The organism is Clostridium saccharoperbutylacetonicum N1-4(HMT) (assembly GCF_000340885.1).
GTDB classification, from domain to species: Bacteria; Bacillota; Clostridia; order Clostridiales; family Clostridiaceae; genus Clostridium; species Clostridium saccharoperbutylacetonicum.
In genome coordinates, this window is sequence record NC_020291.1 from 4458957 (window position 1) to 4482617 (window position 23661).

Consider the following 23661-nt stretch of genomic DNA (forward strand, 5'->3'; position numbering starts at 1 on the left):
ATATAATTAATTTGCCTTATCTATATTTTCTATATTTTCAATTTCTTTAGTTCCTTCAAGCCTAAGTGCTCTTTTAATCTTATCAATAATAATCTCTCTTACGCTATCAGGTGACTTTACTCTAACATATGGCCCTAAAGATATTATTTTTCTTAGAACCTCATCTTCTTCAAAAGTATAATAATATATATCTATTTCATATTTATTTTCTGAAATACTCCTTGAATTTCTTTCAAAGGAAGAAAAACTCATAAAGCACCTTTCCATAGCTCCCCTAATATCTTCAAGTTCAATTGTAATTGGAATTTCACAGTATTTCTTTTCTTTTAGTTTCTTAAGTACCTCTTCCCTTCTTATTTTCGAATTAACCTTTTGTTCTATTTCTACTTTCTCTAAAGTATGTAAATTAACCATTATTGGCCGCTGCTCTTCTAAAGAATAAAGAGAGGCTCTAAATTTATCATCTTTTAATGAATACTCAATTCTAATTGGAAGTGCTAGTTGATTCTTATATTCATTGCCATTTTTATCTACATTAGAATATAAAATAGGCCTTTCCTCAATTATCCCTTCTAAAATAGTATAAAAATTTTTACTTATTTTTTCTAAATCAACTTCAAAATCATTTTTACCCTTGTTTGTAAACTCTATTACTTTATTACTTCCTGTTTTTATTTCTATTAGTGCTTTTTGTAATTTTTCTAAAGTTTCATTTCCAAGTAAAGCTTGTACTACTGGCTCTTCTAGCATTCCATTAAGCCAAGATTTCTCTAGTTTTGAAAACCTAACTTTAAGAGGCATCCTATCTTCATTATTTAAAATACTATAATATTTTCCATCTCTTTCTTCTAAGAAATTGAAATTATCTTTTTTATCATATTGATTTAAAAGCATTCCCTCAAAAGTTTTGAAGTCTTTCCCTATTACTTTTTCATCATATTCTTCTTTTTCAATAATCTTTATAATTTCATCTTTATAAAGTCCATTATTAGCTAAATTTAGAATTCTAAATACTAAATGAAAATATTTATTTTTATATTCATGAAATAACTCCATAATTATTCAACATATCCTCCCAGTCATTCTTGATTTTCTTATGAAGATATTTAGGAGAAATAACCCTTAAATAGCCACCATATTTTCTAATCCACGGAATCATTTCCCAAGGATCATTTACTATCTTTTTAAAGGAATATATTTTATCATTTATTTCCTCAAAAGTACACTCACCAAGTTCACCTTTTATCTTATCGATTATGTAATATTCCTTTGGAGAATTAATCTGAACCTCAAATTCCACTTCTTCATATTGCCCATCAATGTTATGAGGTACACTAGAAAAACTCTTTTCCATAGCAATTTTATACTTTTCTTCATATTTATCATAATTAAATCGTGTTTTTAAAACTTCAACATCGTCTTTTCTATCAAGTCTTGCACTAATACATTTCCCATTACTAGTAAACGAGAAAACATAAAACCTTCCACATTCAATATCATATCTAAGCTTAAAAGGTCTGAGTACTTCATTATTACCATTCTTTACACGTGCGACTTTATCATCAGTCTTAAGTTTTATTTCATTTCTATTTTCAATAGCTTTCATAACTTTTAAAATTAATTCTTCCTCAATTACAGGATGAAAATGCAGGTTTTTATATTGAAAGCAATTATTATCCGTTGGAATTATATTTCGTTCAAACTCCATATAATCTTTTAGTGTGTCATAAAAATAATGTCCACTTACATTAGGAAATATAATATTTTTATATAAATCTACTATATTATAAAGTTTTAAAATTTCATTATTATTGAGTTCTTTTAATATATCCTCTGAAAGATAATATTCTTTAATTCTTCCATTTTTCTTAACTGAAACAATTTCCATAGAATTTACTAATTCATTAAGCTTTCGTTCTATAGTTTTACTACTAATATTTTCATAATCTATTAATTCTTTGCTTATCATTTCATTTTCAATATCTGAAAAGTTCATTGGTTCACTTTTATAGTTTAAAATTAAAAGCAAGTAATAATACAAAGTAATATCAGAACGAGTAAAGCTCTTGCTTAAATATGTATTAACCAAAAAGTTTTTTGTATTTGAAATGTCATCATAACTCAAACTCAAAAGTTTGTTTTTACCATCTTTATCTATCTTAATAAAATCATTTTCAATATATTGTTTAATTCGTCGCATCTCATAGCTGACTTTTCTTGAACTCCCATGTTTCTTATTTTCTAAATCACCTTTTGAAAAACAGCCATATAAAAAAACATCTCTAAGTATTGACCGTATTAAATCATAATGCTTAATAAAATCTGGAAAAATATAAATCCCCACCCTTATTTAAACCCACAAATGGATTTCTTTTCTAAATTCACTATTATTATCATAGCATAGCAATTAATATAATGGGATAAAAACTTGCAAAAAATATCTAATCCATAATTATAATGAATAAGTTGAAATTGTTAATTGAGAACCTTGGCTTCTCCAAAATATTGATATAAAGGCAATTAAATGGTAAAATATATAATACGAAAATAATAGTTCTTACAAAAAACGAAACTTATCTTAATATAAATAAATTATTAATGATGTAATGATAAAAATTCAAGTTAGATAGGAATGTTGGTATGAATAAACAACTGATAATATTAGGAACAATTGGTTTGATTACTATAGTTGGCGCTGGTGCTGGCGGTGCAATATTTGCCGCTAATAACGACTTTAATACTAATACTGTTTCTAAAAGTGTTGAAGCCTCAAAAGAACCTAAACAAGAAAAAGTTAACATAAATGGCTGGAAATCAGAGAGTGGAAGTTGGTATTTTTATAAAGATAACGAAAAGCAAAAAAATTGGATACAAGACAAGAATTCTTGGTATTACTTAGGTGCTGATGGTAAAATGAGAGTTGGATGGATTAAAGATAATGGTGTTTGGTATTACCTAAATACAGATGGAACTATGGCTACTAATACAACAGTAGATAATTGCTATATTAATGAAAAAGGAACTATAGAAGAAACTCCTGCTAATTCTCAAAATTCTGCTAAAACTGATGATTCTTCAAATACAACTAAATCCAAATATGCAGTAACAACCTTTGAACAAGCAAAACAAATTGTATTACGTGAAGATGGTGCATATATAAAGAAACTTGCTGATCATGGCACCCATATACAGCTTACTCCATTTAATGATCAAGATCATATTGCTGACGGCTCTAGTTATGGCTTCCCTACTGAGGAATTTTTCACATTACTTATTGATGAATACTCTAATAGTACTGGAGAAATGGAATTTGAATCAGGGGAATACTTAGTTGGAAAGGAAAGTGGCAATGTATATATACTTCCTCATCAAGGATGCTTTTCAGCTTACCAAATTAAAAATAATAAGGTTGCTAAAGAATTTAGGTGGCCAGGTAAAGATGAGGACCCTCATCACAGTTGGCGTTAATGAGCATAAGTAATATTAGATAAATAAAAGCTTAACCAAATTTTAAATCTGGTTAAGCTTTTATTAATAATGTTGATTTCCTTTGGAAATCTTTAAGTGTTGAACAATTCTTTTTCAATATATATAGGTTCGATATCATAAACTACTAAAGTATCACTTAATATATCATGTAAACCTCTTTTTTTCGAATCTACTCCAATCATAATATAACCAATAAACAATATTAATCCACTTAAATATCTACCAATACTTTCACGATAAATTAAAGTAAATAAAGATGGCTTTTCACCTGTATCTTTACATACCTTAAGTTTAAATAATTTTTTTCCTAAAGTTCCCCCACAATAATATGTCATTAAAACAAAATACGCTAGTCCACATAAATAAATAACAATGTCCAATATAGAAAATTTGAATAAGAATTGTTTTATCAAAAATGCATCTGGATCTGTCATAGATATTATAAATCTAGGTACTGTTATAACAAGTAATGCTATTCCCACAATAATACAGTCAATTATATATGCTGAAAGTCTTACAAAAAAGCCTGCATATTGTAGGTTTTCTTTATTCTGTTTTAGCATAATACATAATTCCTCCATTACCTTCTTTTTCTAAGTAATCAGAAATAACTTGTGCATCTGATTTAGGCTTTAAATTCTCTGCTTTTGCAAACAGAGATGAAAGTATGTTTTCCTTGTTCTCTGGTGTAAATATTTCAACACTTTGACCTACAGTATCTATCACATTTTTTTGCATATTTTCGTAAGTATCGATATTATCAATCAAGCCCAAATCCAAAGCTTGTTTAGCTGAATATATACGACCATCTGCAATAGGTTTAACCTTATTTATGTCCATTTTTCTTCCTTCTGCAACAACCCCTGCAAATTGTTCATAAGCTTCATTAACTAAGCCTTGTAAAATATTACGCTGCTCATCTGTCATTTCCACTCCTGAAGCTCCAATTGCTTTATTAGGTCCGCTTGTTATATCTATTTCTTTAATTCCTAATTTATCATATAAACCTTTTACATTAGTTAATGATGTAATTACTCCAATGGAACCTGTCCAAGTATTTCTGTTAGCATAAATCTTATCAGATGCCATAGCTATATAAAATCCTCCTGAACACGCTTGAGATGCCATATAAGTCCATATAGTTCGTCCTGTTTTTTCTTTATATTCTTTTAACTTTAAATAAAGTTCATCACTTTCATAAACACCCCCACCAGGACTGTTAACATATAAAATAATTCCTTTATTATTTTTCGACTTAATCATATCATCAATATATTTTAATGTACGCTTATGATTATATGACTCTGTATTTTGAAAAATGCTATTAGAATTTGATCCACTCTTAATTGTACCTTCTACTTTAACCACTCCAACAAAATCCTTACTTGGTAATGCAATTTTATTAGAATTTAACATCTCGCCAAAAGTACTTTTTGTATCCTTATTTTTATTATCTATTTTGTTAGAGACTGCATTTGTAATAACACTTGCTGCACCAACAAATACAAAACATAAAGCAGCAGCTATCAAGCCTATAATTTGTTTTTTGTTCATTAACCAATTCCTCCAATTTTTACTTATATTTCTTAATTATACAACAAAAAAATTTATGGCGATATTAAATTTATCTTAATTTTTATCTATTATTTGTATTTACGCTATCTAAATTATCAATGTTAAATGTTCATTGTTCAATTTTCAGTTAATAGCTAAATCTCTTCAGTATTTCTTGAATTTAAATTCATAATCTTAATTAGAATTTGTATATAAAAAGAGTATCTTCAAATTGAAGATACTCTTTACGCTTTAAACCCATTGACAACAATAGAAGCCAATGGTATAATAACAAATTATAACTATATATTTTTATCATAACATATTATAAAACAAAAGTCAACACTTTTTTTTTTGAAGGGAGTCTTAAAATTGAATGAAATTATTAATTTATTTGAAAACACTTCTCTAGAAAAGCAGGTATTTAATGAAATAATTCAATGTAATGAAATCACACGCGATTATAGTTTGAAACTAACTGAAGACGACGTTAAGGAAATTATGAAAACGAGGACTATTGCTCTAGAGAAAAGTGGCCGAATAGAATTTAATGGTCAAATTATAACTAAAATTATTACAGCATTTTCTGATTCACCATATATATCGCAGCATAACTATAGTGATACAATAAATGAACTTGTTGAAATTTTTTATAATTATAAGAATGAAACTTTAGATTATATAGGAGATGACGAACTCATAGAAATCATGAAGGATTATTTTGATGATTATTGCCAAGGCTCTTTAGAACTTTTAGAAGGAAAAGTATTATATAAGATTGCTGACAATATACGAAATGGTGTAAAAGATTATACTAATCTTGATAGTGAAAAGGATTGATGAATTGTGGAAAATTGCAATAGCATTGAAAAATATAGCTTCTTCGTAGAGCATAATTTTAGTGAAGATCATTTTTTTAAGGATGTTTTAGTAACTTGTTATAAGGAAAAACTTCTAGATGATACTACTTTAAACAGGCTTTCTTATGAAAGGCTTGAACTATTAAAGATACAATTAAAATATTACACTAAAGATGAAAGCAGCTCTGTTATGGTAGAAGTGGCAGAAAACTTGCTTGAGGGCATTGATTATACATTAGGCTTTTATTTAAAAACCTTTAATTCCATTGAGCTAATAATAGATGAATTAAAAAATAATAGCTTATCACAAATGTTAGAAACTGGTCGAGACTTAATAAAAGTCACTATGAAAGAAAGTAAAAAACTTTTGGAATACATTATAAATAATAAACTTAAAATAAATAATTATTCTTATAATGACACTATAGATGATGGGCTTCCACCCTTTTTTAAGGAGTATGATTACTTTTTTACCCCACATATAGGCTCATGCTCAGGCTCAATAGATTATCAACTTTACATGGATAATTGGAATTATAAAGGCATTGAGTATATAAGAAATTATTTAAAAATCTTAAATTTAGAAAATGAATTTTGCAATAAATTTGATATTTATGAAATCAATGAATTGCTTTATGGATATGATAAAAGATGTGACTTACTTTTGATAAATGTATTCGAATTAATACTTATTAATTCTCTGGGCTTGATTATATGCAACAAATCTTTAAATAGCTTAAATATAACTAATTCTGACAGAGAAGTTTTAATAAGTAAATTGATGAATTTATCACTTGAAAAGTTACAAGACAAATTATTGGAAGGTGCAGCTAAGTGTTGTGAAACTTTAACTATTGAAAATAATGAATTGATTAATTATATTAAAAAGTCTACAACTAAGTTAACAGAATGGTTATATGAAAGTATTAAATTGGATAAATTAGAAACGGTATTTATATCTTTTAAGGAAAATATAAATGAAGAAATTATAGAATATGAAGACGGAGAAAAGCTAAGTAACACTGCATTTAAAAATATAACTGAAAAAATAAGAGAATGCTCTTCTGTGCAAGATAAGATTACATTGATAAAATATAATATTAAAAGCTTGGAAGATTTAATAGATATGCTAAATGCAGAATGTTTATTCGATGATGAGTTTATGCACTTATTTAAAAACTTATCAAAAACTTACATTATTCTCTTAGCAAAGCATATTTCAGATTTTAGCTTTAATAATGACTACGAAAAAGATTGGTACTATGAATTTAAAAAATATATTTTAAGTTTAAGTGAAGAAGATCAAAAGAACATTGAAATAATTAAAGAAAAAATTAATATTACTTAATAATCAGCTATTAATGTGCAAAATACTAGTGCTAATCACAATTAAAATCAGCACTAGTATTTTTAGCTTATAAATTATTTTTATGCTTGATTCAATGTAAAAACTTCATTAAGTTTCAAATCTAGTAAAGCATTATCTTATTATTAATAATGAATATCAAATATCGGTTTCAATTCAAAAAAACTTTTCTGTTTTATTAAATTAATTCATTCTTTTGCAAAAATTCTATAGCAACATCTTTAGGATCTTTATTTAATTCATCTACTTCATAATTTAATTCACTCATTACATCATCATTAAGTAAGTCTCCTACTTCTTCTACTAATGGTTTTATTTCAGGATATTTTTCTAATGTTTCAGCTTTCACCACAGGAATAGCATAATATGGTGGAAAAAAGTGTTTATCATCTTTTAAAACCTTCAAATCATATTTCTTCAATAATCCATCTGTCGAAAATGCATCTATTACATCACTTTCTTTATTAATTAAAGCAGCATATCTAGGACTGCCGTCTATTCCGACAGTATCTTTGAAATTAAGATTATATTTCTTAGTTAAACCAATTAATCCATCTTCTCTATTAAGGAACTCAAGCGTTGTTGTTGCAGTTAAATCATTTGAAACTTTTGCAAGATCACTTATAGTTTTTAAATTATATTTTTGAGCAGTATCCTTTGCTACTGCTAGTGTATACGTATTATTAAACCCCATTTGCTTTAACACTTCAATATCATATTTATCCTTATAATCTTTTTTTACTGTATTATAAACCTTTTCTACATCTGATATTGGCTTATATTTTAATACATCTCCATAAGCTGTTCCACTGTAACTCACATACATGTCAACATCACCATTTTTTATAGCAGAAAATATAACTTGAGTTCCACCTAACGCAAATTTTCTATTAACAGTAATGTCTGTCTTTCTTTCTATAAGCTCTGATATTATATTTCCTAAAATCTCTTGTTCTGTAAAGTCTTTACTACCTATTGTAATAACTTTTTTACTAGATACCTTTTGAGATACTCCTGTTACAACAAAAATTCCAACAAGGACACATGCAGTAGCAACTAATATAGATTTTTGCATTTTTCTAGCTTTAACTTTTGATGCTTTACTTTTATTATTACCATTTTGCAAACTAATTGGTGTAACAAGTTTTTCTACCACTCCAAATAATCCATCTACTAATAATGCTAATATACACGCTGGAATTGCTCCTGCTAAAATTTGATAATTATTAACAGTTCTTATACCAGAGAAAACCAAATATCCCAAACCACCACCACCAATAAATGCTGCCATAGTCATAAGGCCTACTGCTGTAACTGCTGAAATTCTTATTCCTGACATTATTACTGGAAGTGCTAAAGGTATTTGAACTTTAACTAAAACTTGAAATTTAGTAAGTCCAATTCCCTTTGCAGCTTCAAGCATTTCTGAATTTATACTATCAATTCCTGTAGTAGTATTTTTTATAATTGGTAGTAATGAATATAATACCACCATTACAATTGCTGGTTTTGTACCTATTCCTAAAAACGGTATTGCAAATCCCAGTAATGCCATACTTGGAATTGCTTGAACAACACTAGCTATACCTAAAATCGGCTTATTCAGTCTTTTCACATAACTTGTAATTATTCCCAATGGGATTCCAATTATTATAGCTATACCAACAGCTATTGCCGTAAGTTTAATATGTTCAACTGATAATGTCATTATCTGATCTTTTGCTGTAAATATATAATTTGAGAATTCATTCATTTTATTTCACCTCTTCCGTATCTAAAAATTGACTACTTAGAGTTGTTACTAAACTACTTTTCGTAATTATTCCTTTTAAAACGCCCTTATCATCAAGCACCGGAACTTGTCCTATTTTATGTTTTTTTACAGTTTCAAGGATGCCTATAATCGAATCATCTGGCTTTACATTTATGAATTTAGTATTCATTATTTCTTCTACGAGAATATTTCTATCAGATTTATTTTGTATTTCCTTGGCTGTAGTAATTCCCAAAAGATAGTTTTCTTTATCTATCACCATTAAACTATCAACTTTTGAACTTCTCATTTTTTCAATGCATCTTAACAATGATGTATTTTTAAAACAAGTAACAGGATGATCAATCATTATATCTTTAGCCCTTATAAATTCTGGTGATGACCATATTCTATTCTTTCCAATAAATTCGTTAACAAAATCATTAATAGGATTTTTAAGAATATTTTCTGGAGTATCATATTGTATAATCTCACCTTTATTCATTATACAAATTTTATCTGCGATTTTTATAGCTTCATCCATATCATGTGTTACAAAAACAATAGTTCTTTTTAATTTACTTTGTAAATCAATTAATTCCTCTTGAAGCTGCACCCTAGTAATTGGATCTAAAGCACTAAAAGGCTCATCCATTAAAATTATTTCTGGGTTTATTGCAAAAGCTCTTGCAACTCCAACTCTCTGTTGCTGTCCTCCACTCAATTCAGTTGGATATCTATCTAAAAATTCATCACTACTTAATCCAACCATTTCCATAAGTTCAATTGTTTTTTTCTCTACATTGGCTTTATCTAATTTTTCAACTTTAGGAATTATTTGAATATTTTCTCTAATAGTCAGATGTGGAAACAATCCTGTTTGTTGTATTACATATCCAATGTTTCTTCTAAGCTTTATTACATCTTTTGAAGCAATATCTTCACCATTAATAAAGATTTTTCCTGATGTTGGATTAATCAACCTATTTATCATTTTTAATGTTGTTGTCTTTCCGCATCCACTTGATCCTATTATAGCAACAAGTTCCCCTTTATTTATCTTTAATGAAATGTCTTTAAGAATTGTTTTATTTTTGAAATCTTTACGTATGTTTATAAATTCTATCACAAATTCCACTTCCTTCCTTTTAGCAACTTTATATCATAACTAAGGTTGTTACTTTTTGCATTCCAAGTAACAACCTTATTATATCAACAAGTTGTTACTATTGTCAAATTACACTCTGTTATTTAAGAATTATTATTTACTTAAACTCATTAATAGCCTCATTTATTTCTAATAAATTATTTTTTTTATGAATTTAAAAGTAACAACTTAAATTAAAAATATTACATAATATATATTAGTTTAGAAATATTCACTTAAAATTAAAACAGGTAAAATATCAATCATTTGAGTTATACAAATAATTAATATTTTACCTGTCACAAAATATATTAACAATTTATGGATACAAAAATTTAGTTACTTTTTCATAACAACCTTCATTTCCGATAAAATAAAAAATGTCATTTTCACGTAAAACGGCATATGGTCCCGGGGACATTTCTAAGCATCCATTTCTCTTAATACATATTATTGTAGCTAGGGTATTATGCCAAAAATTAATTTCCGCTACATTTTTATCTATATACGGTGTTTTTTTTGTTATAAGTATTTCGAAAGGTATAAATGGATTTATTGCTTTAAACCTATCTGTTCTCTCTAATAAATCTAAAATTCTATCTCTTAACAAATCATTTTCTTCTTTTTGATGTTCTAATTTGTCAAGTATATCATTCCTTAAATCAGTAACAGTCTTTACGTCATTGTGCTGTCTGATAAATTTTATAGCTTTCTCTGTTGATTTTATTATTACTCCACTGCCTTTATTTGCATCTACTATATCCATATCCGCGAGGATTGCTATAGCTCTTCTCGCTGTTTCTGCAGAGACTCCATATTGACTAGCAAGCACAGATCGTGCATATATTTTTTCACCAACACGATAATATCCAGTTGCTATTTTAGAAGCAATATCTGCAGCAATTTGCTGATAAACAGGACTTACTATTTTTATTCTTTTTTCCATTTTTTCTATCCTCTTATTAAAATTTAATTTAAATATCTTTAAAATTATTTTAAATACTTTCAACTGGTATTCTATCACATTTCTTTTGTTTTTGCTATAAAACTTCATATCATATACACTTCGAATAAAAAACAATAATATCCATATTGCCGAACGTAATAAGATTAATATGTTGTGGCTGTCGCATCAGTGATTATCTAAAGAACTTTATTTTTAACATTAGAAAAGAAGATTCACCTAACTTTTCTGTAAATCTGATTTTCTAACAATCATTATTTTGTATTCTACTTATTCAAAAATCGTTCAACTATGTCTAATTATTTTTATCAATATCTAAAATAGTTTGTAATAGGACATTTGCCCCTTTCCAGCAGTTTTCGAGAGGAGTAAATTCTTTTTCACAATGACTGTGTCCATCTTTACTAGGAACAAAAATCATTGTTGTTGGGATAACATCTGTTATAAATTGAGCATCATGTCCTGGACCACTGTAAATTCTCCTAGATGAATATCCGAATTCCTTTGCATTCTTTTCAACATAATCAATAAATTCTGGATAATAGTGAACTGTCTTACGTGACCATGCTTCTTTATAACTTGCTTCACATTTTTCAACAACCTTTGGAATAGCTTTAATTATTTCAAGCACTTGATTAATTACTTCTGGATCTTGGTGTCTAGCGTCTAAAGTAAATTTCACCATATCAGGAATTACAGTGTGAATATTAGGATGTGCTGAAATCTTTCCTGTTGTATATACTAGCTTACTATCAAGTTTATCCAGCTCATCGTGAAGATATTGAATTGTTTTTACTGCTGCATACAAAGCATCTTTTCTATATTTCATAGGCGTTGTTCCTGCATGATCAGCTTGACCTACAAAAGTAAATTCATAGTTGATCATACCGCAAACCCCTTCAACAACACCGATATCAATTTTTTCATCTTCTAAAACTGGTCCTTGTTCTATATGAAGTTCTAATAATGCCATATATTTTTCAGGCGTCATTCTATTAGAAGCTTCTCCCATATATCCACTTGCTTCTAAAGCTTCTTTAAAGGTAACACCTTCTGTATCTGTAGATGCAAGCATTACATCCTTATCAAATTTACCTGTAATAACTCCTGATGACATCATTGCAGGTTCAAAACGTGCACCTTCTTCATTTGTCCATATAACAACTGTTATTGGATGCTTATGAGGAATTTTTTCTGTGACTATGGTTTCTGCTGCTTCGAGTGCAGTTAGTACACCAAGAATCCCATCATAATTCCCTCCTTGTTTAACAGAATCAGCATGAGATCCCATCATAATAGCTGGTAAACCATCTTCTCCAGGAAGTGTTGCATAAATATTTGCCATATCATCTGTTTTTATTTCCATTCCAAGTGCTTTACATCGTCTGCAAAATTCTTCTCTTGCTTCTAATGCTGCTGGTGACAATGACAATCTTGTTATTCCGCCTCTTCCAGTGTCTCCAAATTTACTAAAAGTTTTAATTTTGTCATCCATTCTATCAATGTTACAAGTAACCATACTAATATCCTCCTTTAAATTCTTATATTCTATATAATTTAATCCTTATAATAAACCTTTATATTATAATCTATCCTGCAGAAATTTCATAAATTCACAGGAATAGCCATCTATACAAGCCATACTTGATGTTTTATATACTAATTTTATTATTTTTTCATTACTCTCTGGGCTGGCGAAATTGCCTTAGCTGGGCAAACAGTGCCACATAACTGACACCCAACACATTTATTTGCTATAAGCATAGGTTTGTTTGTTTTTTCATCCATCTTTATTGCTTGATGTCCACCATCAAAGCAGGATAAATAGCATCTTCCACACCCTAAGCATTTATCTCTATCAAATTTAGGATAACAAATACCATCTCTTTCAAGTTCATCAGCAGCTACAATATTAGGCAAGGCTTTTCCAACCACTTCGCTTACCCTTTTATAACCTTGTGAACTTAAATATAGTTTCATTCCTTCAATTAAATCCTCAATAATCCTATAACCATATTGCATAACTGATGTAGTTATTTGTAAATTTTCACAGCCTAAAGCTAAGAATTCTGCCGCATCTGCCCAAGTTTCAATTCCTCCCATACCACTTATAGGTGCATCCTTTAGTTCCTTACAAACCTTCATATCTCTTATAAAACGTAAGGCTATTGGTTTTACAGCTTTTCCTGAATATCCTCCAACACTTGATTTTCCTTCTACATTTGGTGCAGATTGAAAATTTTCGAGATCTATATTCATAATGCTCTTTATTGTATTTATTGCAGCAATCCCTGTTGCACCCGCTTCCATTGCAGCCTTAGCTGGTATTTCCATATTACCAATATTCGGAGTCATCTTTGCAAGTATAGGTAAGTGTGTTCCTTTTCTTGTTGCTTTAGTATATAAATCAACTAATTCAGGATTTTGTCCGACATCAGAGCCTAAACCTTCCCCTGTCATATGTGGACATGAGAAATTACATTCTATAATATCTGCACCTGCTTCTGTCATAAGCTTAGCAAGTTTTGTCCATTCTTCTTCATTTTGTCCCATAATTGATGCAACAATGATTTTAGTCGGATAATCCGCCTTAAGTTGTTTTAGGAATTTTATATTTTCTTCTAGGGTATGATCTGAAATTTGCTCTATATTTTTAAAACCTACAAAAGGTAAGTTTTCTTTAGTTAAAGCTGTAAATCTTGGAGAAACCTCCTTTGGTACAAACATTCCTATTGTCTTAAAAGCTACTCCTGCCCAGCCCATATCAAATGCCTTAGCCACCATCTCATAATTGCTTCCAACCACAGAGGAAGAAAGGAAAAATGGGTTTTCTGTATGAACTCCGCAAAAATCTATAGATAAATCAACATCATCCTCTTTAATTTTAGGTTCAGCTGCAATTGCTTTCATAATTTTATCAATAGGTACCGGTTCATTAATTTTTCCCTTTAAACATGCCTTTATACATGCCTTATCTGCACAAGTTTCACAAGGAAGTGGATGTGGCAGTTTATTTACTGCCCCAGCCTTATTTTCAAATCTTAAAGAACGAATAATATTATCCGCTTCAAGGGTGTAGGGACAAGCTTTTCTGCAAGGAGCTTCATTACATAGTAAGCATCCTGACACATATTCATTAATAGAAATATCTTTATTAAATAAACTACTCATTTCCATTCATCCTTTCTAGCCCTAGATTTCATCAGTCTTTCAAACTTCAAAAATTCTATGCCTTTCAATCTATCTTATTATTTTTGATAGTTATTTTCGTCCTACTCTCTTTACAAATTGCCCAATACCTGGCTTTCCAACAAAATTCCCATCCTCATATACCAAATTGCCTCTTACAAAAGTCTTTACTGGATATCCGTGAAGTTTTTTCCCTTCCCAAATAGTGTGATCATAATCTGAATGCATGTTTTCTACTGAAATTGTGAACTCTTTATTAGGATCATAAATTACAATATCTGCATCCTTCCCAACTGCTAAAGAACCTTTATCCTCGCATCCAAATATTTTTGCTGGATTAAAGGCACATAATTCAACTGCACGATTAAAGGATATTTTTCCGTCATTAGCAGCTGAAAGCATATAAGGATATAAATTTTCTATACCAGCACAACCATTTGGAATCTTTGTAAAATCATCCTTTCCCCAGTCCTTTTCATAACTTTGGAATGGACAGTGGTCAGTAGCTACAGTATCTATTGCTCCAGACTCTATTGCCTTCCAAAGAGCATCTTGGCTTTCTTGACCTTTCATTGGCGGAGAACATACGAAATTTCTTCCATCCTCTCTCTTATATACCTCACAAGTAAATTCTAAATATTGAGGGCATGTTTCTATATAAATCTCATGACCATCGTTTTTTGCAGTTATTGCCGCCTCTAGGCCTTCCTTATCTGCCATATGAACAATATACAAAGGTGCTTCCATAGATTTAGCCCAGTGAATAGCTCTTTTATCAGCTTCTGCCTCCACAAATTCTGGTCTGCTTAAATAGTGATACCACGCTGAAGTTTTACCTTCTTTTAAGAATTGTTCGATATTTAAATCAATAACATCTGGATTTTCAGCATGAATATTAGTCATGGCACCTGTTTCTTTTGCCTTTAACAATATTTTCACTAAGGTTCCATCATCAACCATCATGCCTTCTTTTTTATATACTAAGAAACATTTAAAGCTTGTAATACCATAATTTACAGCTGCTTCAAATTCATCTAAAATGGCGCCATCATTTAAATCTGTTATACAGCAGTGAAATGCATAATCAACGCAAGCTTCTGGATCACACATTTCTTTTCTGCCTTCAATAGTTTCAATTATGCCTTTTCCTTTTCTTTGCATTGGATAATCAAAAACTGTTGTAACACCACCACAAGCTGCTGCTCTTGTGCCTGCAAGGTAGCTATCTGCTGAAACTGTTCCTCCAAAAGGCATTGCTAAATGTGTATGTGCATCAATAGCACCTGGCAAAACTAACTTTCCAGCTGCATCTACAACTTTTGCACCTTCTTCTGAAAAGCCTGTTCCAATTGCTACGATTTTTCCATTCTTTACAGCAATATCTGCTTTGTAAGATTCCACTGGTGTTACAATAGTTCCATTTTTAATAATCAAATCCATAAGTATTCTCCTCCTTTTATATTTGGTGCTTTGGATGCAACTAACTAGCACCCAAAGCTAAAATTTAATATTATTTTACAGCTTCGTCCCAATATTTTGATGTAAAGGTTGTATCATCAACTACTGGATCTTTAGCTAAATCTTTATTGTATTTCTTTAAGAAATCACCTGTTTGCTTAATTGCCTTCATATCAATTTGTCCAATTTTTGATGTATCAAAGCCTTGTGGTGCTACAAGCTTAGCAACTTCTTTCGCCATATAAACTTGGTGGTCTAAAGATACTGATTTATCAACATCATAAACAGTCTTTCCTGCAGCTTCTGGATCTTTAACTGCGTCCTTCCAGCCTTTAATTGAAGCTTTCAAGAAACGAACCACTAAATCTTTGTTTTTAGCTGCCCAATCAGAATTAACAAATAAACAATCTTCCATCATTGCAACATTTTCATCATTCATATCAATAATATTTAAATCTTCTTTTTTCATACCGCCTTCAAATAATAAACCTAATTCGTTATAAGTCATAGCTGACGCTGCATCAATAGAACCTTCTTTTACTTGATCCATTGTAAAATCTTGTTGTACAAGCTTTAAGTCTTTTTCTTTATCTAAGTTATATTTTGATAATAAAGCAAGTAATTCATACTCATTACCACCAAACCAATTACCGACTTTTTTACCTGCTAAATCCTTTGGTGAATTAATACCTTTTTCTTTTTTAGAAACTAAAAGCATACCTGATTTTTGAAATACTTGTGAAACCTCTTGTAAATTGTATCCTTGCGCTTGATAGGTCATTAAACTAGATACCCAAGTAACTCCTATATCTGCTACCCCGTTATATACATTTTGTTCCGGGATAATATCGCTTCCACCAGGAAGAATTTGAAGATCAATACCTTCATCTTTGTAATATCCCTTTTGTTGTGCCACATAGTAACCCATAAATTGTGATTGAGGCAGCCATTTTAATTGAAGTTTAACTTTTTGAAGTGACCCATCACTCTTTTTTGAAGTATCACTTGAGTCTGCTGCTGGTTTATCCTTGGTATCCGATGTACTTGACGAATTAGCCCCACATCCTATAAACAGTGCCGTCATCGTCATTATAATCACAAATAAAGCTAATAATCTTTTTTTCATAATAAATTCCTCCATGTCTTTAATATTTTATTTTTTTCATGTATTTAGTATTTTTATATTTATACATGTTTCATATTTTTTATATTTTTTATTTTTGTTCATGTTTTATTTTTTTTATATTTATGTAGGTTTTAATTTTTTTATTGTGAAAATTTTAAATTTTTTTATTGTGCATATCTTTAATATCTTTATCTTTGTGAAGCATGCCACTTTATAGCTCTGCGTTCTACCAATATAATAATTGAATAAAGAATGATCCCAACGACAGATGCCATAACAATATAGGTCCATCCCATGGCCATCATACCTTTTCTCAAATTATCTTTCACTCCAAAACCAATCCCTGAAGTAGATGAAGCGAAATATTCACTTATCATAGCCCCCATTATGGCCGCAGCAACATTAATTTTCAGTGCTGTAAATATACTTGGAAGACAATTCGGCAAACGAAGCTTAAAAAATATGACTTTTTTAGAAGCTGCATAAGATTCTAATAAATCTTTTGCAAAAGGTTTTAGATCATTTAAACCGCGATATGCATTAATTGCCATGGCTGCCATGCATACAACTGTTACTACTCCCACCTTTTGAGCAAAGCCACTAGTAAACCAACGATTCATAATTGGAGATAGTGCTACAATTGGAATTGCGTTAAAGGCTGATATTACTGTTAATCCTGTATAACCCCATTTAGGAAATTGAGTAGCTATTAAAGCAACAATAAATCCAATCAAACAACCTAAAGCCATTCCTACTAATGCACCTGCCACTGTAACTGCCGTATCATATATTGCTTTAGAAAAATTATTTTCAAGAGTTTTTACTATTTGTGAAGGTATTGGTAACTGAAAGGGTTTAAAACCTAATAAACTATGAATAAATCCTAATTCCCAAACCACTATTATAAGTATTCCAAAACTCAAGGGCCATAGAATGTTTTTCATTTTTTCTCCCATATCTTAATCTCCTTTCTTTAATATGAATGCTATAAAAAGAATTGTTAAAATCTTAAAGATTTCTAGATGAAATACCCATTTAATGATCATTGACTATTGATCCATGATCATTACAATACACATTTATATGGTTTGTTTTCTCCAAGGTATTAAAATCTTTTCTGCTAAAATAACAATGAAGTAACTAATGATCCCCATAAAAGCACTTGTAAATACCGAAGCCCAAAACACATCTTTTGTACCTGAATATAATGAATAAAGAAGTTTCACGCCAATTCCACCACTTGAACCCAGCATATCTATCAAAATTGATGCTGTAATAGACATAGGCGCTGCTATCTTCAAACCTGCAAATAAATATGGAAGTGAGTATGGAATCATAAGTTTGCAATAAATACTTTTTTTCTGCGCTGCATAAGAATATAAAAGTTCCTTCTTTTCATTATCAACACTATTTAAGCCACTTAACATATTTATAGACACTGGAAAAAATGTAATATATGCTGCTATCACTATTCTTGAAGCATCCATATCTTTAACTAGCGTAAAGATAATTGGAGCTAAGCCCAATACTGGTACCATTTGCGATATTATTAAATAAGGGAGAGATATTTTTTCAGCAATTTTTGATAAACTCATTACAATTGCTAATAATACCCCTATAATTGTTCCAAGCGTAAACCCCATAACTGCCCTTGAAAATGTAAGGCCCGCAGCTCCCATTAATTCCGAAAAATTTTGTGCAATTGACATCACTACAACATGAGGATATGGCAATTTTGCTGAAGCCATAGGATCTTTAGCTACCTTATCTAGAAAGAAAGCAATTAATTCCCAAACTAGAATAATACCAATAGTCCAGACCAAATTAATCTTATATTTTTCTTTCTTAGTAATCATACCTACACCCCCTCAAAGCTGTTTCTTATCTTGGTTATATAGTCATAGAATTTTGTTGTTTGCTTTGATTCCATATTTCTTGGTCTTGGTATATTAATATCAATTACTGCTGAAACACGTCCTGGATGTGGAGAAAGCACTACTACTTTATCTGATAAAAATACTGCTTCAGAAATATTATGAGTTACAAAGATTACAGTCTTTTTTGTCTTTGTCCATATATTTAATAAATCCTCATGAAGCTTTTCCCGCGTAAACTCATCTAAAGCCGAAAACGGCTCATCCATAAGTAGTATTTCTGGATTGATTGCTAGTGCTCTTGCAATTCCTACTCTTTGCTGCATGCCTCCACTAAGTTCATAAGGATAATGCTTTCCAAAGTTTGTGAGTCCAACTAAATCAAGCATTTCAGTAACTTTTTCGGTACGTTTAGATTTTGGCATCCCTAAAAGCTCCATAGGCATACATACATTTCTTCTCACTGTTCTCCAATCATATAAAACTGGATTTTGAAATACTATCCCGTATTTTTTTTGTAGTCTTATATCTCTTGGAGTTTGACCTCTTACTATAATTTTTCCACTTGATGGTTGAAGCAAATCTGCTATAATTCTAAGCAAAGTAGTTTTGCCACATCCTGAAGGTCCAAGCAGTGAAATAAATTCTCCCTCTTTAATTTCTAAATTTACATCTTTAAGTGCTGTTACTGGTTCTCCTCCATTTTTATCTTGATAAATCATACTTAAATCTTCTATTTTGATTTCTATGTTTTCTTCCATTGACTTTGGAAGTTCGACTTCTTTTAATATTGTATTCATTTATTTTAACCTCCTTTTATCCTGGAACATTTCACATCTATGAATAAAAGCAATGGCTTTTTTCATAAAAAAATAGCGCAAAACTTTTTAGGTCTTGCGCCATTGCAATTAATTCCATAACTTACTATATATATTTAACAAATCACCTTTATTAACCTCTTTTATAGTATTCGATGGGCTTCCACTGCTCATTGCATCTTCTGCCATTTTCTCTACTACCTTATCAAATTCCTCTTTATTAATTCCATATTCCTTTAAGGTAGGAATTTCACAAATACTGCATAGCTCAGTAAGTTTTTCTAAAAAAGCTTCTGCAGCTTCTTTGTCATTTTTTTCATCAGCTGCTGCACCAATTGCTCTCCCTATAGCTCCAAAACGTTCATAAGTTCCATCCAAAACATAAGATAAACATTCCTTTATAAGCATAGCATTTGAAATTCCATGAGCTACATGAAATAATGCTCCAATCGGTCTGCTCATTCCATGTACTATTGTTACCGAGGAATTATTTATACACACTCCTGCTTCATAAGCTGCTATTGCCATTTCCTCTCTTGCCTCTTTGTCTTCACCATCCGCATAAGCCAGAGGTAAATATTTAAATATCCTCTTTATTGCAGACAATGCAAAGGTGTCTGTTAGCGGGCTTGCTTTTTTTGAAGTATAAGCTTCCACTGCATGAGTAAGTGCATCCATACCTGTTGCAGCAGTTACAGTCTTTGGCGCTGTACTAGTAAAGCTTGGGTCAATAATAGCTAAATCAGGCAGCAATGCTTCCCCCTTTAGAAGCATTTTTATATTTCTTTTTGAATCTGTAATTACTGTAAATTTTGTAGCTTCAGATCCTGTACCTGCCGTAGTTGGTATTAACACCATTGGTGGGAAATCGCCTTCAATAACTTTTCCCATATAGTCACATATTTCACCTTCTAATTTTGTCATTGCTGCAATTGCTTTACAACTATCTAGTGGACTACCTCCGCCTATAGCTATTAAAAAATCACAATTTGATGCTTTATATGCCTTTACTCCACTTTCAATCATAAGCTCTGTTGGTTCGCCTGTAATATCATTAAATACTTCAAAAGCAATTTCCCATTTAGTTAGATAATCTGTAAGAATTTTAACGGTACCTGCCTTTGTAACATTTTTTCCTGAAATCACAAAAGCTTTTTTACCAAAAGTCTTTATTACATTTTCACTTGCTTCTAATGCATTATCTCCAAAAATTGTTTTCCCTGGTAAACTAAATTCATAAGCCATCTAATTCACCTCATTTAAATATATTCTTTATCAACAATACTTAGTACTTCATCAAGCTTAGTAAGTTCTTCTTCTAATTGTTCTTTTGTAATAATTAATGGTGGTGCTACTAATATCATATTTTCATGAGAATAAGTCATAAACTTTCTTTCTTTTAGTAGTCCTATAATTTTCCCCATTATTCCTTCTGGATCTTTACCATACAGTACTAGTGGTTCTTTAGTTTCCTTATCCTTTACTAGTTCAACTGCTGAAAATAGTCCAATATATCTTACATCACCAACACTTGGGTGAGAAGCTTTCATAGCTTCTAATTTTTCTCCAAGAACTTTTCCAACTTTATTAACATTTTCTAAAATATTAGCTTCTTCATAGTAATTTACTGTAGCAACTCCTGCTGCACAAGCTAAAGGATGCCCACTATAAGTTAACCCACAAGATAATAAATTATCCTCAAAATATTCTGCTATTTCCTTTGATACAACAACCCCTCCAAGTTGAACATAACCACAGGTAACACCTTTTGCAAATGTTACTATATCTGGTTTTACATCAAAATTCTCAAATGCGAACATCTTTCCAGTTCTTCCCCAGCCTGTCATTACTTCATCACAAATCATTAATATATTGAATTCATCACATAAAGCTCTGACTCCTGGAAGATATCCTTTTGGTGGTATAATAACACCATTTGATCCAGTTATTGTTTCAAGGACAATTGCTGCTACACTGTCTGGTCCTTCATAAATAATTTGTTCTCTAAGCTTTGCCAAATAATATTTTGTTGCAGATTCTTCTGATTCAAATTTTATTGGTTCCCTATAAATGTATGGATCAAAGAATTTCACAAAACCAGGAATTCCTGGTTCCAATGCGTATCGTCTAGGTTCCCCTGTTAAGTTTCCTGAACCAAAGGATGATCCATGATAGCTTCTGTAACGACTAAAAACTTTTGATTTTCCTGTAAACATCCTTGCAATTTTTATAGCATTTTCGTTTGATTCTGCTCCTGCATTTGTAAAAAATACTTTTCCCATATTATCTGGCATTAATTCCACTATTTTTTTTGCAAGCTTTGCTCTAGGTTCAGCCCCATAAGATGGCCCTACAAAACAATACTTATCCACCTGCTCTTTAATTGCATCTCCTATTGCTTTATTTCCAAAACCAAGATTCATATTTACAAGCTGAGAAGACATATCTGAATAACAATTTCCTTCATAATCCCAAAAATAAATACCATCAGCTTTTTCTATTGGAATAGGATTTATATTTCTTTGTTTGCTCCAAGATTGTAAACTATATTTTTTTAATGTACTCTTAATTTCCTCACCATTCATTTTTAACACTCCCTTACTTTCTGCATATAAAAAAACAGAACTTATTCAAATGAACAAGCTCCGTTGCTGTTACCTTTATAAATTCGTTTTATTCTTTAACTTGTACTTATTATATAATGGTCTTTACTGTGTTTCAATAACTAAATGACTAATCCTTTTTGTGCAGCTGCACAGTTAATTCAGTTATGAGCTAAGAGTTATAAGTTAAGAGTTATTGATGCAGCTATAAAAGGTCTTTAATATAGAATCCTAAATAAAACCTTAGTTTTTCTTCTAGATCAAGCGGGTTGTATCCAGTAATCTTCTCTATCTTTTTTAATTGATTATTAACTGTATTTCTATGAATATATTGTTTTTCAGCTACAAGACTTTGGCTTCCATTGTTTTTTAAATACATATACAAAAAGTCAGTTAAGTCTGTATTATTTTCTTCATCATACTTTTCCAGTTTTCCTATAGTATCTTCATAATATTCTTTTAATACCTGTTTATCTTTTGAATTAAGAAGTAATTTATAAATATCAAGCTTTTTATAATCTCTTACTTTCTTACCTTTTTTCTTTGCCATCTTCATAGCCGTTAGTGCTTTATTAAAATTCTCATCTTGAACTCTAATATCATTTAAATTTTCGCTAATACCTATGTGTATCTTCCATAAATCATCATCCCAATTTTTCAAAAAAGTATTTACAAAATTATCTATATCATAATCACTATAATCTACTAAAACTAAAATACAACAATCATTATAAGCAAAAGAAATATATAATTGATGAATACTTCTAGCAATTTTTTCTGAGTACATTTTTATTTTTTTCATATTATATTCTTTATCTTTATTTTGACTGTTTTCAAAAGCTATAGCAATAAAGCAAAAACGACTGTCTCTTAGATAACCATATCTCTCCATTTGAGAAATCAAAGTATCTAAATCTCCAACTTTAAAAATTATATTTTTGATTGTACTTGCAATACTGGCTTCTGTCTCTTCACTTTTCATAATACGATAACATATATCCCTTGTTACATCTACCATTCTTGTTTCCCATGGAATAGTATAAAGTGGCATATTCACAGAATCACAATATTCTATTACTTTTTGAGGAATTCCTTTTGTATATGGTCCAATATTAACTACAAATGCACTAGTCCCAACACTACACAGCTTTTTTGCATATTCTAATAACCAATTATCATTATTATTTAAAATACCAGATGTAAATACAACTTCATTTCCGTGAAGAAATTGGCTCACTTCATCATTTTCTATAATATGAACCCATTCAACAAGGTTGTTTAAGCCTTTTTGTCCTGCAAGCAATTTCATTTGATATAAAACAGCCCCATTTCCAAATAATTTCCCTACAGTAACTGACATGCTATTTCGCCCCCTAGTTATGCTTAGGCATAATTTTTAATAATCATTATATCATAAAAATTCTAAATTTATCATTCATCTTTGATAATCTTTCTATAAT

20 protein-coding genes are annotated in these 23661 nt (G+C 30.1%); 3 read left to right on the forward strand and 17 right to left on the reverse strand.

Features of this window, described 5'->3' with window-relative positions; translation table 11 throughout:
• Window positions 1-6 precede the first annotated feature (6 nt).
• Window positions 7-1056 (reverse strand): WYL domain-containing protein, encoded by a 1050-nt coding sequence (locus CSPA_RS20015; RefSeq protein WP_015394186.1) that lies wholly within the window; start codon window positions 1054-1056, stop codon window positions 7-9.
• The gene (locus CSPA_RS20020; RefSeq protein WP_015394187.1) at window positions 1040-2344 is read right to left on the reverse strand and encodes a helix-turn-helix transcriptional regulator; all 1305 of its coding nucleotides are present in this window, start codon (window positions 2342-2344) and stop codon (window positions 1040-1042) included. The genes CSPA_RS20015 and CSPA_RS20020 overlap by 17 nt, the downstream gene beginning before the upstream one ends.
• A 296-nt stretch (window positions 2345-2640) precedes the next feature.
• Here CSPA_RS20020 and CSPA_RS20025 point away from each other — a divergent pair, with 296 nt between their 5' ends.
• Window positions 2641-3468, forward strand: coding sequence for a hypothetical protein (locus tag CSPA_RS20025; RefSeq protein ID WP_015394188.1), 828 nt, complete (start codon window positions 2641-2643; stop codon window positions 3466-3468).
• Window positions 3469-3560: 92 nt separating this feature from the next.
• Here CSPA_RS20025 and CSPA_RS20030 read toward each other — a convergent pair whose 3' ends face one another.
• Window positions 3561-4052, reverse strand: coding sequence for an RDD family protein (locus CSPA_RS20030; protein WP_015394189.1), 492 nt, complete (start codon window positions 4050-4052; stop codon window positions 3561-3563).
• Window positions 4036-5043 carry a signal peptide peptidase SppA gene (sppA, locus tag CSPA_RS20035; RefSeq protein ID WP_015394190.1) on the reverse strand — a complete coding sequence of 336 codons (1008 nt, stop codon included), beginning with the start codon at window positions 5041-5043 and terminating at the stop codon, window positions 4036-4038. Before sppA ends, CSPA_RS20030 begins: the two co-directional genes overlap by 17 nt.
• 372 nt (window positions 5044-5415) lie before the next feature.
• Here sppA and CSPA_RS20040 point away from each other — a divergent pair, with 372 nt between their 5' ends.
• Together CSPA_RS20040 and CSPA_RS20045 are read left to right on the forward strand one after the other, a co-directional pair.
• Window positions 5416-5883, forward strand: coding sequence for a DUF6323 family protein (locus CSPA_RS20040; RefSeq protein WP_015394191.1), 468 nt, complete (start codon window positions 5416-5418; stop codon window positions 5881-5883).
• A gap of 6 nt (window positions 5884-5889) precedes the next feature.
• Window positions 5890-7251: a DUF6179 domain-containing protein gene (locus CSPA_RS20045; protein ID WP_015394192.1), complete on the forward strand. Its 1362-nt coding sequence runs from the start codon at window positions 5890-5892 to the stop codon at window positions 7249-7251.
• A 196-nt stretch (window positions 7252-7447) separates the two neighbouring features.
• On the opposite strand, the gene CSPA_RS20050 is transcribed toward CSPA_RS20045, so the two are convergent.
• From CSPA_RS20050 to CSPA_RS20110, 13 genes are all read right to left on the reverse strand, one after another.
• Window positions 7448-9022 (reverse strand): ABC transporter permease/substrate-binding protein, encoded by a 1575-nt coding sequence (locus CSPA_RS20050; RefSeq protein WP_015394193.1) that lies wholly within the window; start codon window positions 9020-9022, stop codon window positions 7448-7450.
• Between the two features lies 1 nt (window position 9023).
• Window positions 9024-10151 (reverse strand): ABC transporter ATP-binding protein, encoded by a 1128-nt coding sequence (locus tag CSPA_RS20055; RefSeq protein ID WP_017810443.1) that lies wholly within the window; start codon window positions 10149-10151, stop codon window positions 9024-9026.
• 337 nt (window positions 10152-10488) lie between these two features.
• Window positions 10489-11115, reverse strand: a complete 627-nt coding sequence (locus tag CSPA_RS20060) for a GntR family transcriptional regulator (protein ID WP_015394195.1) — start codon at window positions 11113-11115, stop codon at window positions 10489-10491.
• A 313-nt stretch (window positions 11116-11428) separates the two neighbouring features.
• Window positions 11429-12652, reverse strand: a complete 1224-nt coding sequence (locus tag CSPA_RS20065) for a Zn-dependent hydrolase (protein ID WP_015394196.1) — start codon at window positions 12650-12652, stop codon at window positions 11429-11431.
• A 149-nt stretch (window positions 12653-12801) separates the two neighbouring features.
• The gene (gene preA, locus CSPA_RS20070) at window positions 12802-14304 is read right to left on the reverse strand and encodes an NAD-dependent dihydropyrimidine dehydrogenase subunit PreA (protein ID WP_015394197.1); all 1503 of its coding nucleotides are present in this window, start codon (window positions 14302-14304) and stop codon (window positions 12802-12804) included.
• Between the two features lie 90 nt (window positions 14305-14394).
• Window positions 14395-15798 (reverse strand): dihydropyrimidinase, encoded by a 1404-nt coding sequence (gene hydA / locus CSPA_RS20075; protein WP_278245671.1) that lies wholly within the window; start codon window positions 15796-15798, stop codon window positions 14395-14397.
• 34 nt (window positions 15799-15832) lie between these two features.
• Window positions 15833-16906: an ABC transporter substrate-binding protein gene (locus tag CSPA_RS20080; RefSeq protein WP_015394199.1), complete on the reverse strand. Its 1074-nt coding sequence runs from the start codon at window positions 16904-16906 to the stop codon at window positions 15833-15835.
• Between the two features lie 188 nt (window positions 16907-17094).
• Window positions 17095-17862, reverse strand: coding sequence for an ABC transporter permease (locus tag CSPA_RS20085; protein WP_015394200.1), 768 nt, complete (start codon window positions 17860-17862; stop codon window positions 17095-17097).
• 123 nt (window positions 17863-17985) lie between these two features.
• Complete coding sequence (locus tag CSPA_RS20090; protein ID WP_015394201.1) at window positions 17986-18762, reverse strand: ABC transporter permease; 777 nt, start codon at window positions 18760-18762, stop codon at window positions 17986-17988.
• A 2-nt stretch (window positions 18763-18764) separates the two neighbouring features.
• Entirely contained in the window at window positions 18765-19580 is an 816-nt protein-coding gene (locus CSPA_RS20095) for an ABC transporter ATP-binding protein (RefSeq protein ID WP_015394202.1), read from the reverse strand.
• A 108-nt stretch (window positions 19581-19688) separates the two neighbouring features.
• A complete protein-coding gene (locus CSPA_RS20100; RefSeq protein WP_015394203.1) occupies window positions 19689-20843 on the reverse strand; it encodes an iron-containing alcohol dehydrogenase in 1155 nt (384 codons plus the stop codon).
• Window positions 20844-20857: 14 nt separating this feature from the next.
• Complete coding sequence (locus CSPA_RS20105; RefSeq protein WP_015394204.1) at window positions 20858-22183, reverse strand: aminotransferase class III-fold pyridoxal phosphate-dependent enzyme; 1326 nt, start codon at window positions 22181-22183, stop codon at window positions 20858-20860.
• Between the two features lie 223 nt (window positions 22184-22406).
• Window positions 22407-23561 carry a PucR family transcriptional regulator gene (locus tag CSPA_RS20110; protein WP_015394205.1) on the reverse strand — a complete coding sequence of 385 codons (1155 nt, stop codon included), beginning with the start codon at window positions 23559-23561 and terminating at the stop codon, window positions 22407-22409.
• Window positions 23562-23661 lie beyond the last annotated feature (100 nt).